This window comes from Rhizobium binae (assembly GCF_017357225.1).
GTDB lineage: Bacteria > Pseudomonadota > Alphaproteobacteria > Rhizobiales > Rhizobiaceae > Rhizobium > Rhizobium binae.
This window is the reverse complement of record NZ_CP071606.1, coordinates 228776-241972: the sequence shown is the minus strand read 5'-3', so window position 1 is coordinate 241972 and position 13197 is coordinate 228776. Positions and strand designations below refer to the sequence as shown.

Here is a 13197-nt window from a genome sequence, read left to right as displayed (position 1 = left end):
TCAGTTCTCCAGGCGCCATTTGAGGATCACGCCACCCTGAGCATTGTGGTCCAGAGCGGGGATGGCCGAGAGAAGCCGTTGCGTATAGGCCTCCTTCGGACTGTCGAAAACGGTATCGCGATCGCCCTCCTCGATGATCCGGCCGTCCTGCATGACGACGACGCGATCGGCCACCTGTTCGACCACGCCGAGATCGTGGCTGATGAACAGGCAGGAAAAGCCGTAGCGTTTTTGCAGATCGGACAGGAGTTCGAGCACCTGCGCCCTCACCGTCACGTCGAGCGCCGATACCGGTTCGTCGGCGATCAGGAATTTCGGCCGGCGCGCAATCGCGCGGGCAATCGCCACGCGCTGGCGCTGACCGCCCGAAAGCTCATGTGAGTAGCGCTCGGCATAGTCGGCCCCAAGCCCGACTTCCTCCAGCGTCTCCATGGCGCGCTTGCGCTTTGCCGCGGCGTCGAGATCAGGAACGAGCCGCAGCGCCTCTTCCACAAGCGCGATGATGGTCATGCGCGGATCGAGGGAGGAATAAGGATCCTGAAACACCATCTGGCAATTCAGCCGATAGTCCATCCAGTCGTCGTCGCGGCTGCGTCCCTTGAAGCGGATATCGCCTTCGCTCTCCCGGACCAGCCCGGCAATGGTGCGGCCGAGCGTGGTCTTGCCGGAACCCGAACCGCCGACAAGCGCGACGACTTCGCCTTCGTGGATATCGATGCTGACGCCATGCAGCGCCCGCTTTGGCACTGCCTTCTTCATCAGCGACCGCCGGCCGGGATAATCGACGACGATATCCCGCGCCGAGACCATCGGCGCCTTAGTCTTGTCGATCATCCGCGTCTCTCCGCGAAACGGCAGGGAGGAAAGCAGTTTCTTCGTATAGGCGCGCTGCGGCGCGTCGAGCAGATCGGCAGTGCGTCCTTGTTCGACGATCCCGCCCTTTTCCATGACGACGATGCGGTTGGTGTAGCGGGCAACCATCGGCAGATCGTGACTGATCAGCAGCACGGCGGTGCCTTCCGCCTGCGTCAATTCCACCATCAGTTCCATGACATCGCGCTGGATCACGGCATCGAGCGCGGTCGTCGGCTCGTCGGCGATCAACAGCGCCGGTTTCAGTAGCATGACCGACGCCAGCATGATGCGCTGGCGCATGCCGCCCGAGAATTCATGCGGATAGGACGTGAGCGCTCCGGCGGGATCGCGGATCCCGACCCGGTTCAGCATGTCGAGGATCCGGCTGCGCCGCTCTTCCTGCGAAAGTCTCGTATGCAGCTGCAACCCTTCTTCGAGTTGGCGGCCGACGGTCATCGAGGGATTGAGCGAGGTCATCGGCTCCTGGAAGACGACACCGATCTCCGCACCGCGCATTTGACGCAATTGCGCAGCGCTCATCGAAAGCACGTCGCGCCCCTTATAGGCAACGGAGCCGCCGATCACTTTGATCGGCGCCGGCAGCAGCGAGATCAGGGCGCGTGTTGCCAGCGTCTTGCCCGATCCGCTCTCCCCGACGATGCCGAAGATCTCGCCTGGGGCGATGTCGAAGCTGACCTTCTTGACGACCTGTACACCGGTCCCGGTGACCTGAAGCGACAGGTTGCGGACATTCAAAAGCGTTTCATTGGTCATTTCAGTCCCCTCATCCGCGGATCGAGCTTGTCCCGAAGAGCGTCGCCCAGAAGATTGATGCCGAGGAGCGTCAGGGCGATCGCCAGGCCCGGGAAGAGACCCAGCCAGACCGCCTGCTCGATGAACGGCCGGCCGGCGGCCAGCATGTTGCCCCAGGTCGGCGCCGGTGGCGGAACGCCGAGACCGAGAAAGCTGAGCGCGCTTTCCGAAAGGATCGCCCAGCCGAACATCGAGGTCGCCAGCACGGTGATCGGGGCGACGCAATTGGGGAGGATATGGCGGAACATGGTGTAGAGCTCGCCATTGCCCATCACCTTGGAAGCCTCGATGAATTCCCGCTCGCGCAGCGACAGCACGGCGCCCCGGACAACGCGGGCCATCGAGGGAGAATAGGCAATGCCCAGTGCGAAGATGATGCCATATTGGTTGGCGCCGAAGACGGCGAGCAATCCAAGCGCCAGCAGGATGCCGGGAAAAGCGAGAAGCGCATTGTTGACGGCCATGATGACTGCATCGATCCAACCGCGGGCGTAACCGCTGACGAGGCCGATCAGCGTGCCGCAGACGGTCGCGAATGCGACCGTCAAGGTGCCGATCCAGACGCTTGCCCGGGCGCCGACGATCAGGCGACTGAGCACGTCGCGGCCGAATTCGTCGGTTCCGAGCCAGTGGGCGCTGCTTGGCGCCGCCAGCCGTGCCGTGAAGCCGAGCTTCATCGGATCATAAGGGGTCCAGAACAGGCCGATCGCAGCGGAGATGAGCAATGCGGCAATCAGAATGCTGCCGATGAAGCCGTTGAACGTGACGTTTTTCATTCGGCGACCACCCGCGGATCGAACAAGGGATAGAGCAGGTCGACGACCAAATTGACCAGCACATAGGAAAGCGAGACGAGCAGCAGACATCCTTGGATCACGGGGTAATCGCGGGCAAAAATACTGTCGACCATCAGTCGCCCGAGCCCCGGAATGGTGAAGACCGTCTCGATGACGGCAATGCCACCGAGCAGATTGCCGAGGATCAGGCCGATGACGGTCCAGGTCGGGCCGAAGGCGTTCTTGAAGGCGTGCCGCCAGAGGACGGCGCTTTCGGAAAGCCCCTTGGCCCGGGCATGGGTGATATAGTCGAGACGCAGCACTTCCAGCGTCGAGGCGCGCGCCATGCGGATCAACACACCCATCTCATGAATGACCAGGGTCATGATCGGCAGCACGAGGTAGACCAGGCCGCCGGCAACGTTGCTGCCGATCGAGACATAGCCGAGCACCGGTAACCAGCCGAGTTTCAAGCCGAAAAAAAGCAGCAAAAGCAGCCCGAGCCAGAATGTCGGGACCGACAGCAGGATCGTGGCCGTGCCGACCAGCGCCAGATCCGTCAGGCTGTTTTGCCGCCAGGCGGCGATGACACCGGCCGGCACGGCGATGAGGCTCGCCAGAAGGACGGCGACGAGGACAATTTCGGCGCTGAGCAGAAAACGCGATGCGACGAGCGGCAGCACCGCCTCGTCATTGACGATCGAGCGGCCGAAGTCACCCTGCACGACATTGGCGGTCCAGATCAGGAACTGTTGCGGCAGCGATTTGTCGAGGCCGAGTTCCGTGCGCATCGCCGCGATCTGCGCCGGCTCAGCCATATCACCCAGCATCAGTGCGGCCGGATCGCCGGGTATGAAGCGGATCAGCGTGAAGACGGTCACCGAAACGAGGACGATCGTCGGCAATGCCATCAGCAGGCGGTTCAGAATGAATTTCAGCATTTTTGTTCCCCGCGATGGGCGACGGAGAGTGCCCGGCGCCATCGGTTTCGTTGCCATAGACTATGATCGAATGAAGAAATATCCGCAATATTATGCGATTTCGTCATAAGTCTATGCGGAATGCGGTCGCAACCCAGGCGGTTGCGTTCGAGTCAAAATTCAGGCTAAAAATTTGAATTCAAATGTCTTTTTGTGACATCTGGATCTGTCGCTTCAAGGCGTCACTCAGAGCGTGGGCGGCAATCGAGAGCGGTGTGGCAACCGCCCTCGCCAATCCGAACTCCTGGGTGGCGCGTGGCACGAAAGGACGGTGAACCACCGGCAGGTGGCGATAGAGATTCGCATAGAAGCTGCTGATGATCGTGACCCCGAGACCATGCGCGACATAGGAACAGGCCGAACTGTTGGTATGCGTTTCGATCTTGACGATCTGTTTGACGCCGGCCCGCCGGAAGGTCTGGTCGAGTGCCATGCGGTTCGGCCGTTGGCGGCCTATCAGTATGAGAGGCACGTCGCGCAAATTCCTGACCGTGATTTCCTCCAGCTTCGCAAGAGGATGATCCTTTGGAACGACGCAGACGCTTTCGCCGGTCGCGACCCGCTCGACCTCGATGCCCGGACCACTCTCGCCCTCCATGCGCAAAAAGCCGAAATCGATCACTCTCTGCTCGACGAGCTTGTTGATCGCGGTCGTCGTCTCGAAAAAGGTTTCAATCCGCACACCGGGGAAATCCCTGATGTAGTCGACCAGCATTGCCGGCGCGAAATGCTCCCACATGCTGCTCGGAAGGCCAACGCGAACAATCTCCGGGCCGGCGGCACCGCTTCTCAGATCCTCCGCGTGGCCCGACATCCGATCGACTGCCAGCAGTATGTTCTCGGCATCGCGGGCAAGGAGCAAGGCCTCGGGGGTCGGGACGAGACGGCCTTTGTCGCGTACGAAAAGCGACATCAAAAGATCTGTCTCGAGCTGCTGAAGCAGGCGGCTGACGCCGGACTGGCTGAGCCCCATTGTTTTTGCCGTGGCAATTGTCGACCCTGTCGCCAGAAGTGTACGCAGGACTTCCAGTTGCTTGATATTCATGCGCTTGCGATCCCCCGGAACGGCTTGAGCACCGTCGTCATGCCCAGTCCGAAATGCTTTGAAGGAAGAGGCTGGCGGCCTTCGGCATCGGAAATTTCTCTCCGCTGATCAGCGCGTAGGCAACCGGCAGTTCCGGTTCGAGCGGAATGAACTGCAGCGGCAGCGCCGCATATTCGCGGGCGATGATCTCGCCGACCAGCGCAATGCCGAGCCCCTGTGCGGCCAGCGCACAGGCGCTCGCCACCGAATGTGCTTCGAGCAGGGGGCGCTGACGGATGCCGGCCTTGTAGAACAATGCCTCCAGCTCATGGCGAACCGGCCGCTCCCTATTCAGCATGATCAGATCCTGCCCCTTCAGTTCGCCGACCGACAGCAGGCTGCTGCCGGCCTTGGGGTGATCGTTGTGCAGCACGCAAACGATCCGCGATGACAGGATCTTCTCCTGTTTCAATCCCGGGCTCATCAGCGGCAGACGCGCGAAACCGAGATCGGCCTCGCCGTCGGCCACCATCCGCTCTATTGCAAGATAACTGCCGGATGCGACTTCGACGCGCATCGGGCCATTCGTTGCGAGAAAATTCTTCACCAGCTTCGGAATGCGCGTCGAAGAAAGGCTGGCGGGAAAGGCGAGCCGCAGCATGATCTCGCGCGACCGGCCGCTCTCGAGCTCCATGGCCGCGGTTTTCAAGGCGCGCAGCCGATCGGAAATGGCCCGGATTTCCGGGCCGAGCTGCAGCCCCTCGCGGGTCGGTTGAAGCCGGTTCTTTTCCCGTTCGAACAACCGGACGCCGAGATAGTCTTCGAGTTGCTGCGACAGGCGGCTGGCGTTCGATTGCGAGATCCCCAGCTCGACCGAAGCGGCGATCGTCGAGCCCGTCGCGGCGATGGCGTCATAGGCCTCGATATGCTTCAGGCTGATCGCCGCACTCGTGTCTCGCGCCATTCTATCTCCAATACCGATAGCCCTACCCGCAAACCGCATAAGATTGCGGAGCTGAGGAAAGTTGAACATTTTCCGCGGAGAACCAAACGCACGGAAAGACTTTCGTCAATGGCCACCATTCTCCGGAAGATCGCGGAACAGATCCTGTCCCGAACGACGTTTTCGAGGCTCGCCATGGACCGGGCAAGAGATGCCGTGGTGGACACCATCGGCTGCATGATTGCAGGCAGGGGCGATGAAAGCGTTGCCGCGCTCGCCCGCGCCTTCAACGGGGAAATCGCCGGAAGCGGCGAAGCGCGGCTCGTCACCGGCGGCTCCGCCTCGCCCTCGCTCGCCGCACTCATCAACGCAACCGCGGCCCATGCACTCGATTTCGACGACAATTTCCATCCGGCGCGGGCGCATGCTTCCGCGGTGCTGGTGCCGGCGCTGCTGGCGGTTCTGACAAGCGGCAGGGCCAAAAGCGGAAGACGGTTTCTCGAGGCCTATCTGGCCGGGCTGGAAGCGCAGGCGGCGGTCGGCTTCGGCGTCAATCCTTCTCACTACAACAGGGGCTGGCACGCAACGGCGACGGTCGGCAGCATAGGGGCAGCGGCTGGCGTGGCACAGCTTCTCGGCGCCGACGAAAAGAGCCTCGCCGCGGCGATGAGCCTCGCGACGAGCTTCGCCTGCGGCCCGAAAGGGCAATTCGGCACGACAGCCAAACCGCTTCACGCCGGCATTGCCGCGCGCAATGCCGTGGACGCGGCGCGCATGGCGCTGGCGGGTATCAGCGGGCGGCTGGATATCCTCGAACGGCCGCAAGGCTTCCTCGATCTTTTCGGGGGCGACGAAGCCAAGGGCTGGGACGGCCTGACCTTCGAGGAGCAGCATATCATCGAAAGCCGGGGCGTGGTGACCAAGCGCCATCCCTGCTGCGCTTCGACCCATCGCGCGATCGACGCGCTTCTGGATCTGAAGCAGGAGCATGGGCTTTTGACGGGCGACATTGCCGGGATCGAGACGAAAGTCGGCATATCCGCTGCCCGCAACCTCGCTTATCCCAACCCCGCTGACGAGATGCAAGCCCGCTTCTCGATGCAATATTGCCTGGCGACAGCCTTCCTCAAGGGGTCTCTTAGCCTTTCGGATTTTACGCGGCAGGAGATCGAACGGCCGGAAATCCGGGAATTTATGCCGCGCATCGAAATGCAGTCTTATTCGGCCGATGAGGAAAAAGGCGTGGAGCGCCTCCCGCATGTCGTCACGGTGACGATGCGCGACGGGCGGATTTTGAACAAGTCTCGCTTGCATGCGAAGGGATCGCTCGAAGCGCCGATGAGCGTTCATGAACGTGAAGTCAAATTTATCGACTGCCTGCACTGGGGAAACCGGAATGGGTCCGGTGCCTCTTTCCTGCAGCTTCGCCATCTGGCCTATATTGAAAACCTGACCAGCGACAACGCATTCTGGAACTTGATCTCAGATGGCGACTGATCCCGAAAAGTAAGCGCCATTAGATCGCCAAGCTTGGGTCGAGGGACAGCTGCGGGACAAACTCTTCGGAGCGAAGTTAAACTTGTTTGATCCTTGCTCTTGATGGGATTTGAACCATCAACCCATGCCTTCCTCATTATTCACGCCGCCTAAGTCTCTGTAACCGTGGTAGTCTTATTCTGCCGCCGTCTTCACACCAGCCCTCCGGCCGTCCCATTCCTGAGGGGTCAGCGTCTTGATGTCGAACTGGTCGCGTGTGCGGGCATAGGTATGCCCACCCATACGGCCGACGGTGTCCATCATCTGCTGGTCGATATGCAGGTTCGATGCATTGACCGCATCGCTGCGGACGAAGACGCCGACGACCTCGCCGAGGATGATCTCGCGGGCCGGGCCGACCTGCAGGGTTGTGTGGCGGCGGCATTCGAGCGCTGCCGGGGCTGCCAGGATTCGCGGACTGCGGACCATCCCGCCGGGCACCGTCGCGAGGCCCGCCTCCTCCATCTCGTTTACCTCGGGGCCGAACTTGATGGCGCAGATTTCCATCTGCTCGACCAGCGCGTTGTCGCAGATGTGGACGGTGAACTCGCCGGTCTCGCGGATATTGCGGGCGGTGTCCTTGAAGCGCATGTCGGCATAGTTCTCGACGCCGATGGCGACGATGGCCGGATCGTGCGTGAGCACGTTGAAGAAGCTGAACGGGCCGGCGTTCGGCTGGCCGTCCTTGCTGACAGTCGTGACCAAAGCGATCGGCCGCGGGATCACAGTGCCGATCAGGATCTTGTAGCGCTCGCGCTCGTTGAGGCTGGAGAAGTCGAAATGGGTATGGTCGGACATATCAGGCCTCGGCCGCGATGCGGTGGGTTTCAAGCGGAGTATGGCGGGAGAGGTTCTCGAACCCATCCCTGGTGACGACATACATGTCGCCGACATTGCAGCCGGCCGAAAGCGGCTCCAGCCATTGCGTATGGAGCACGAAGACCATGCCTTCCTCCATCCGGTCGTAATTGTGGGAGGAGATGTTGAAGCTGTTCTGCCCTCCGGCCATGCCGACCGAGTGGCCAAGGTTGGGATTATGTGGCCCGTGCGTCGCCGGGTAGACGTGCATGAGTTTGCGGCCCTGCGCCTCCCAGTCGATGTTCTTCACATACTGGCGCGGGATGAGGCGGGCGCTGCCATCGTCCATCGGCGCCCAGTTGTAGGGCATGGTGCGCGCCTCGGGCGAGGCCAGCATTCCGCGCTCGATCATCGGCTCGAAGGCCGCGTTGTTGACGTCGCGCATCAGGGCACCGGGGCGGATCAGCCTTTCAGCGCGCTTGACGCCCTCGATGCAGGCTTCGAGCACCTCTTCCTGCCGTTTGGTGATCCCGCCGACCGCGATCATGCGGGCGGTCTGGGCGGTGTAGCCGCGATAGGTGACGTTTGAGACATAGAGATTGATCAGGTCGCCCGGCCGCACAACATGGCCATAGGGTTTGCCGCAATGGGTACCGAACTCATTGATGCCGATCTGGTAGCCGTCGCCAGTCTCACCGCCGTAAGAGAGTTGCGCCTGGGTAAAGGCGGCGTAGATTTCATGGTCGGTGACGCCGGGTTTGGCGACATGATAGGCCGCCTGGGTGGCGATGCTGATGAGCTGGGCGGCGGCGCGGAACATTCCGATCTCGCGCGGCGAGCGGACCTTCTGCGTCCGGTCGAGAATGGCATTGTCGGCGACGAACTTGGTCTTCGGCATGAATTCGTCGAGTGCCGCCCAGAAGGTCAGCGACGTCCGGTCGCCGATGCGGCCGATCTGCGCCTTCGCGAGCCCCATGCCGGCCAAGAGTTCGGCGCACTTCTCGGCGGTCTTGACGACACTGTCGCCGGGACGGTCGGCATATTCGCGGCCGATCGGACCGATCTGCCAGATGTCCTCGACCAGCACCGGCTCGCCGCCCGGCGGCAGAAGAACCGACTGGGTGAAGAAGGAGAGAAGCGTCAGCGGCTTGTTGCTGTCTGTCGGGATGATCAGAACGCCCTCGCGCATCCAGTCGCAGATGTAGCGCAGATAGTGGTTGGAGGCATGGAACCAGCCGACGCTGCCCGTATGGACGATCAGCGCATCATGCCCGGCTTCCACGGCCTGACGACGGATGCGGCGCAGGCGATCCTCGAACTCCTCGACAGGCAGCGGCAGCGGCGCGTTGAAATCGAAATCCGGTTGAAAGTCGGCGAGCAGCGATCCGACGCGGTAGGATCCTGACTTGGTTGCGCTAGGGGTAATGGGTGTTTCCTTCCAGATTATTATTGGAGTTTGATCAGGCCTGACGCGGCGCGAGAACGCGCCTTGCGACGAGCATGACGATGAGGGTGAGGCCGATAAGGATGCCCGAGATCGCGGCGACGCGAACGTCGAGCGATTCTTCGATCAGCGCGAACGTGCGCAGCGGCAGAACCGTGGTCTCGGCATCGGCGAGGAAGAGCGAGATCGAGACATTGTCCAGCGACTGGATGAAGACCAGGAACGCGCCGGCAAGAATGCCCGGCATCAAGAGCGGCAACGTCACCCGGCGCAGCGTGGTGAACCAAGATGCGCCCATGACGGTCGATGCCTCGGCGAGCGAGGGATTGAGTCCTTGCGCGACGACCGAGGCTGCGCGATACATCAGCGGCCCAAAGACGACGACATGGCCGGCGACTGTGAGCCAGAGCGACGGCTGGAAGCCGATGAAATTGGCGACGATCAGCGCCGCCAGACCGTAGACGAGGCTGGGCAGGACGAGTGGAGACAAAAGCAGAGGTTCGATCGCGCCGACCGTGCCCTTGCGCATCCGGCTCATGCCGATGGTGGCGGGCACGGCGAAGAGCAGCGAGCCGAGAACCGCGAGGCCTGCGATCTTCAGCGAGTTGAAGGCGGCGGCATGTTCCGTCGCGGAGCGAACGGGATCCAGCAGCGCCTCGTACCAGCGAAGCGAGAAGCCCTCGGGCGGATATTTCAGAGTCTGGTCCGAGGTGAAGGACATGGTCAACGCAATGACGATCGGCGCCACGAGATAGATCACGGCGAAGGTGCCGAAACCGAAGACGAAGAGCTTGTAGAGCAGACCGGGGATGGGGTTTTCGCGTCTATCAGCCATGGCCGACAAGTCTCCTGTGACGGGAAATCATGGTCATTGCGACGAGCAGGCAGCCGGTGGAGAGAAGCAGGACGACGGCGATCGCCGATGCCAGCGGCCAGTCGAACAGCGTGCCGACTTCGCGATAGATGAGCTGCGGAACATAGACGTTGCGCGCGCCGCCGATAACGGCCTGCGTGACGAAGGAACTGCTGGTGCTGGCGAAGACCAGGATCCAGCCGGCCAAAAGGCCGGGCAGCATCAGCGGGATGAGCACGGTCACGAAGATGCGCCACGGGCCGGCACCGGAGACCTGCGCCGCTTCGGTGTATTGAACCGGCGTGCGGGACAGGATGGCGACGAGCGGCAGGATGATCAGCGGCAGGTCGATCTGGCACATGGCCATGACGAGGCCTAGTTCTGTGAACATCAGGCTGATCGGGCTGCCGGTCAGGCCGAGCCCCATAAGCGCCTCACTGATCGGCCCCTGGCGCCCGAGGATGACGATCCAGGCGAAGGTGCGCACCACATTGCTGGTCAGCATTGGGATGAGCGTCAGGAAGATGATCACCTGCCGCGCCGTCTTGCCGCTGTGCCAGTAGAGAAGGGCGATCGGCACGCCGAGCAGCGCCGTGGCGGCAACCGTCTCCAGCCCCAGCCGTGCGGTATTGATGAGGACGCGAAAATTGAACGCGTCCCCGAAGAACCTGGCATAATTGGCCAGCGTTGCCCCTTCAGGGCCTGTGAAGCTGAAACCGACGAGAACGGCGAGCGGCGTCGCAAAGAACGCCACCGACAGCAACAGCATCGGGATAACGTATGGAAAACCGCCCGCCTTCATCGTGCTCTCCTCATCCTGCGACGAGCGCGTCGAACTGGCGGATCCAGTCCGCGCGGTTCTTGTTGATGGCGACCCAGTCCGGATAGACCATGTTGCCGAGCTGCTCGCGCGTCACATAGGCTTCGATCTCGGGCGTCAGCGCCACGTCCTTGTTAGTCGGGAACATCTCGGTCGGCGGCAGCTTGAGCTTGTCCTGCGCGGCCTTGGAGATGGCGGCGTCCATATAGGCATAGGCCGCGTCGAGGTTCTTCGCGCCCTTGGTCAGGTGGATGTTGACAGGCGCTGCCGGCGCGCCGGTTTCCGGGGCGACATATTGCGCCTTGAGGCCCATCGACTTCAGGCGGGCGACGTTGCCGGTCGAGCACATGAAGACGGCGATCTCGCCCTGCTGGAACAGCGTCATCTGGTGGTTAGTGCTGTCGACGACGCCCTTCAGATGCTCAGGATGATCCTTGAACAGCTTGAAGACCGCATCCATGTCGTTCGGACCCGAGCCGAAGATCTTCGCCATTTCCGTATAGGCCATGACGGCGGTGTTCGAGCCGAAGCCGGTCCACGAAACCAGACCGCTATAGGCCTTGTTTTCGAACAGGTCGCGATAGCCCTTCGGGCGCGGCACGAGATCGGGATTGTAGGCGATGCCGTTGACCTCGATGGTCACCGTCGGGCCGTATTCACCCTGGAAGGCCGGATCGAGCATACCCCAGTTCTTCAGGCGGCTCGGGTCGATCTTCTGGATGATGTCGTTCTCGATGGCGACGGCCATCTGGCCGGGCGACATCAGCAGCGTGTCGTAAGGCGGGTTGCCGGGGCTTGCCATGACCTTGGCGAGCTGGTCCTGCGCCATCGAGGGGGCGATGGTCAGGCCGTAACCGGCTTCCTTGACGAGTGGGCTGAGAACGCTGCGATAGCCGTCTTCCCAGTTGCCCGGAAAGGTCGCGGCGATGGCGGTTTCGCCTGCAGCCGCGCGGGCAGCGAAGGGCATTGCGGAGGCCGCGGCAACGCCGGCAGCGAGAAGGCCGAAATGGCGGCGGGTCATTTTGAAGTCGTTCATGCTGTCACCTCTGTTGGTTGTCGTTGTTCATTCTCTGGGCATCCAAAGGGGGCATTCACTGGATGCTTTCCGGTTCGGCCGGAAATACGTGACACCTGCGGGTGTCGATCTCTGCGAAGAGCTGGGCACCGATATCGGGAATGGCGGTGCCGGGACCGCGCACCTCGGAGGCGCGCAGGCTAGTGCCGTCATCGAGCACGAGGTCGTGGATCAGCGTCGGGCCGAGCGGCACGGAAACGGTGACGCGCGCGGCAAGCGCGTTCACGCCTGGCTGCGTCATCAGGCGGACCTCTTCGGGCCGGAAGGTGATTGTGACATCCGAGCCTGTGGTGAAACTTAGGCGGCGCGGCAGGACGAGGTTTTCGCCACTCTTCAGAGCGATGACTGTGCTACCTTCGCCGAGTTCGGCAACAGTGCCATGGAGAACATTGGTCTGGCCGATGAAGGTGTTGACGAACAGGGTCTTCGGCCTGTCGTAGACTGCCATTGGCGTGTCGATCTGCTCGACATTGCCCTTGTTCATCAGCACCAGGCGGCTCGCGAGGCTCTGGGCTTCTTCCTGGTCGTGGGTGACGATCAGCGTGGTGATGCCGAGTGTCTTCTGCAGATGGAGGAGCTCGACCTGCAGGTCGAAGCGTAATGCCCGGTCGAGCGCGCCGAAGGGTTCGTCGAGCAGCAGCAGCGACGGGCGGCCCGCGATAGCGCGGGCGACGGCGACACGCTGCTGCTGCCCACCCGAGAGCTCACGCGGCAGGCGGTTGCCATAACCATCGAGCCGGACGAGCGAGAGCATCTCCTCGACCCGCGCGTTTCGCTCCGCACGCGGCACTTTCTGGCAGGCGAGCGGATAGGCGATGTTTTCCGCAACGGTCAGATGCGGGAACAGGGCATAGTTCTGGAAGACCATGCCGATGCCCCGTGCGCGGGCGGAGACATTGGCAAGGTCGTTGTCGCCGAGCACCATGCGGCCCGCCTTCGGCTGAATGAGGCCGGCGATCGCCCTCAGCACCGTCGACTTGCCGCAGCCACTCGGCCCCAGAAGCGCAACGATCTCGCCGGCCTCGATATCGAAGGATATGTCGCTGACGGCATTCTGGCCGCCATAGCTGTGGGTAACGCCCCGAACACTGAGCCGCTTACGATCGGTAGTCTTTGCGATATCCAGCATGTGGCTTCCCTGATCTTGCGTGGTGTCAATGAGCGCTCCAACGCCGGAGCATGTTCATGGAAAGGGAATTGCAAGGGCCGTGCCAGATTCGAAGAATGACGACAGACAAAGGCGCAACTATCTGATTATAGAGATATTTTAATGATTTACA

General features: G+C 62.0%; 12 protein-coding genes. 1 reads left to right on the top strand and 11 read right to left on the bottom strand.

The features are described from left to right. From J2J99_RS25665 to J2J99_RS25645, 5 genes are all read right to left on the bottom strand, one after another. The gene (locus J2J99_RS25665; protein WP_168301367.1) at window positions 1-1629 is read right to left on the bottom strand and encodes an ABC transporter ATP-binding protein; all 1629 of its coding nucleotides are present in this window, start codon (window positions 1627-1629) and stop codon (window positions 1-3) included. Continuing rightward, window positions 1626-2444 (bottom strand): ABC transporter permease, encoded by an 819-nt coding sequence (locus tag J2J99_RS25660; RefSeq protein WP_168301368.1) that lies wholly within the window; start codon window positions 2442-2444, stop codon window positions 1626-1628. Before J2J99_RS25660 ends, J2J99_RS25665 begins: the two co-directional genes overlap by 4 nt. After that, window positions 2441-3385: an ABC transporter permease gene (locus J2J99_RS25655; RefSeq protein ID WP_168301369.1), complete on the bottom strand. Its 945-nt coding sequence runs from the start codon at window positions 3383-3385 to the stop codon at window positions 2441-2443. Before J2J99_RS25655 ends, J2J99_RS25660 begins: the two co-directional genes overlap by 4 nt. A gap of 178 nt (window positions 3386-3563) precedes the next feature. Then, window positions 3564-4469 carry a LysR family transcriptional regulator gene (locus J2J99_RS25650; RefSeq protein WP_168301370.1) on the bottom strand — a complete coding sequence of 302 codons (906 nt, stop codon included), beginning with the start codon at window positions 4467-4469 and terminating at the stop codon, window positions 3564-3566. Between the two features lie 37 nt (window positions 4470-4506). Continuing rightward, window positions 4507-5481, bottom strand: coding sequence for a LysR family transcriptional regulator (locus J2J99_RS25645; RefSeq protein WP_205919176.1), 975 nt, complete (start codon window positions 5479-5481; stop codon window positions 4507-4509). Window positions 5482-5520: 39 nt separating this feature from the next. Here J2J99_RS25645 and J2J99_RS25640 point away from each other — a divergent pair, with 39 nt between their 5' ends. Continuing rightward, window positions 5521-6888 carry an MmgE/PrpD family protein gene (locus J2J99_RS25640; RefSeq protein ID WP_168301372.1) on the top strand — a complete coding sequence of 456 codons (1368 nt, stop codon included), beginning with the start codon at window positions 5521-5523 and terminating at the stop codon, window positions 6886-6888. 174 nt (window positions 6889-7062) lie between these two features. On the opposite strand, the gene J2J99_RS25635 is transcribed toward J2J99_RS25640, so the two are convergent. From J2J99_RS25635 to J2J99_RS25610, 6 genes are read right to left on the bottom strand one after another with little or no spacing between them, the layout of a single operon-like run. Further along, a complete protein-coding gene (locus tag J2J99_RS25635) occupies window positions 7063-7725 on the bottom strand; it encodes a flavin reductase family protein (protein ID WP_168301373.1) in 663 nt (220 codons plus the stop codon). Window position 7726: 1 nt separating this feature from the next. Then, on the bottom strand, window positions 7727-9151 hold the full coding sequence (locus J2J99_RS25630) for a Xaa-Pro peptidase family protein (protein WP_168301394.1): 1425 nt from the start codon (window positions 9149-9151) through the stop codon (window positions 7727-7729). Window positions 9152-9185: 34 nt separating this feature from the next. Then, entirely contained in the window at window positions 9186-10004 is an 819-nt protein-coding gene (locus tag J2J99_RS25625; RefSeq protein ID WP_168301374.1) for an ABC transporter permease, read from the bottom strand. Further along, window positions 9997-10824, bottom strand: a complete 828-nt coding sequence (locus tag J2J99_RS25620) for an ABC transporter permease (protein WP_168301375.1) — start codon at window positions 10822-10824, stop codon at window positions 9997-9999. The genes J2J99_RS25625 and J2J99_RS25620 overlap by 8 nt, the downstream gene beginning before the upstream one ends. 10 nt (window positions 10825-10834) lie before the next feature. After that, window positions 10835-11878, bottom strand: a complete 1044-nt coding sequence (locus tag J2J99_RS25615) for an ABC transporter substrate-binding protein (RefSeq protein WP_168301376.1) — start codon at window positions 11876-11878, stop codon at window positions 10835-10837. Between the two features lie 55 nt (window positions 11879-11933). Continuing rightward, window positions 11934-13046 carry an ABC transporter ATP-binding protein gene (locus tag J2J99_RS25610; RefSeq protein ID WP_168301377.1) on the bottom strand — a complete coding sequence of 371 codons (1113 nt, stop codon included), beginning with the start codon at window positions 13044-13046 and terminating at the stop codon, window positions 11934-11936. Window positions 13047-13197 lie beyond the last annotated feature (151 nt).

Excerpts from the sequence above, each read along its gene's own strand:
- J2J99_RS25620 (WP_168301375.1), bottom strand. The coding sequence starts at position 10,824 with ATGAAGGCGGGCGGTTTTCCATACGTTATCCCGATGCTGTTGCTGTCG.
- J2J99_RS25650 (WP_168301370.1), bottom strand. The coding sequence starts at position 4,469 with ATGAATATCAAGCAACTGGAAGTCCTGCGTACACTTCTGGCGACAGGG.
- J2J99_RS25655 (WP_168301369.1), bottom strand. The coding sequence starts at position 3,385 with ATGCTGAAATTCATTCTGAACCGCCTGCTGATGGCATTGCCGACGATC.
- J2J99_RS25635 (WP_168301373.1), bottom strand. The coding sequence starts at position 7,725 with ATGTCCGACCATACCCATTTCGACTTCTCCAGCCTCAACGAGCGCGAG.
- J2J99_RS25660 (WP_168301368.1), bottom strand. The coding sequence starts at position 2,444 with ATGAAAAACGTCACGTTCAACGGCTTCATCGGCAGCATTCTGATTGCC.
- J2J99_RS25610 (WP_168301377.1), bottom strand. The coding sequence starts at position 13,046 with ATGCTGGATATCGCAAAGACTACCGATCGTAAGCGGCTCAGTGTTCGG.
- J2J99_RS25645 (WP_205919176.1), bottom strand. The coding sequence starts at position 5,481 with ATGTTCAACTTTCCTCAGCTCCGCAATCTTATGCGGTTTGCGGGTAGG.
- J2J99_RS25640 (WP_168301372.1), top strand. The coding sequence starts at position 5,521 with ATGGCCACCATTCTCCGGAAGATCGCGGAACAGATCCTGTCCCGAACG.
- J2J99_RS25665 (WP_168301367.1), bottom strand. The coding sequence starts at position 1,629 with ATGACCAATGAAACGCTTTTGAATGTCCGCAACCTGTCGCTTCAGGTC.
- J2J99_RS25615 (WP_168301376.1), bottom strand. The coding sequence starts at position 11,878 with ATGAACGACTTCAAAATGACCCGCCGCCATTTCGGCCTTCTCGCTGCC.
- J2J99_RS25625 (WP_168301374.1), bottom strand. The coding sequence starts at position 10,004 with ATGGCTGATAGACGCGAAAACCCCATCCCCGGTCTGCTCTACAAGCTC.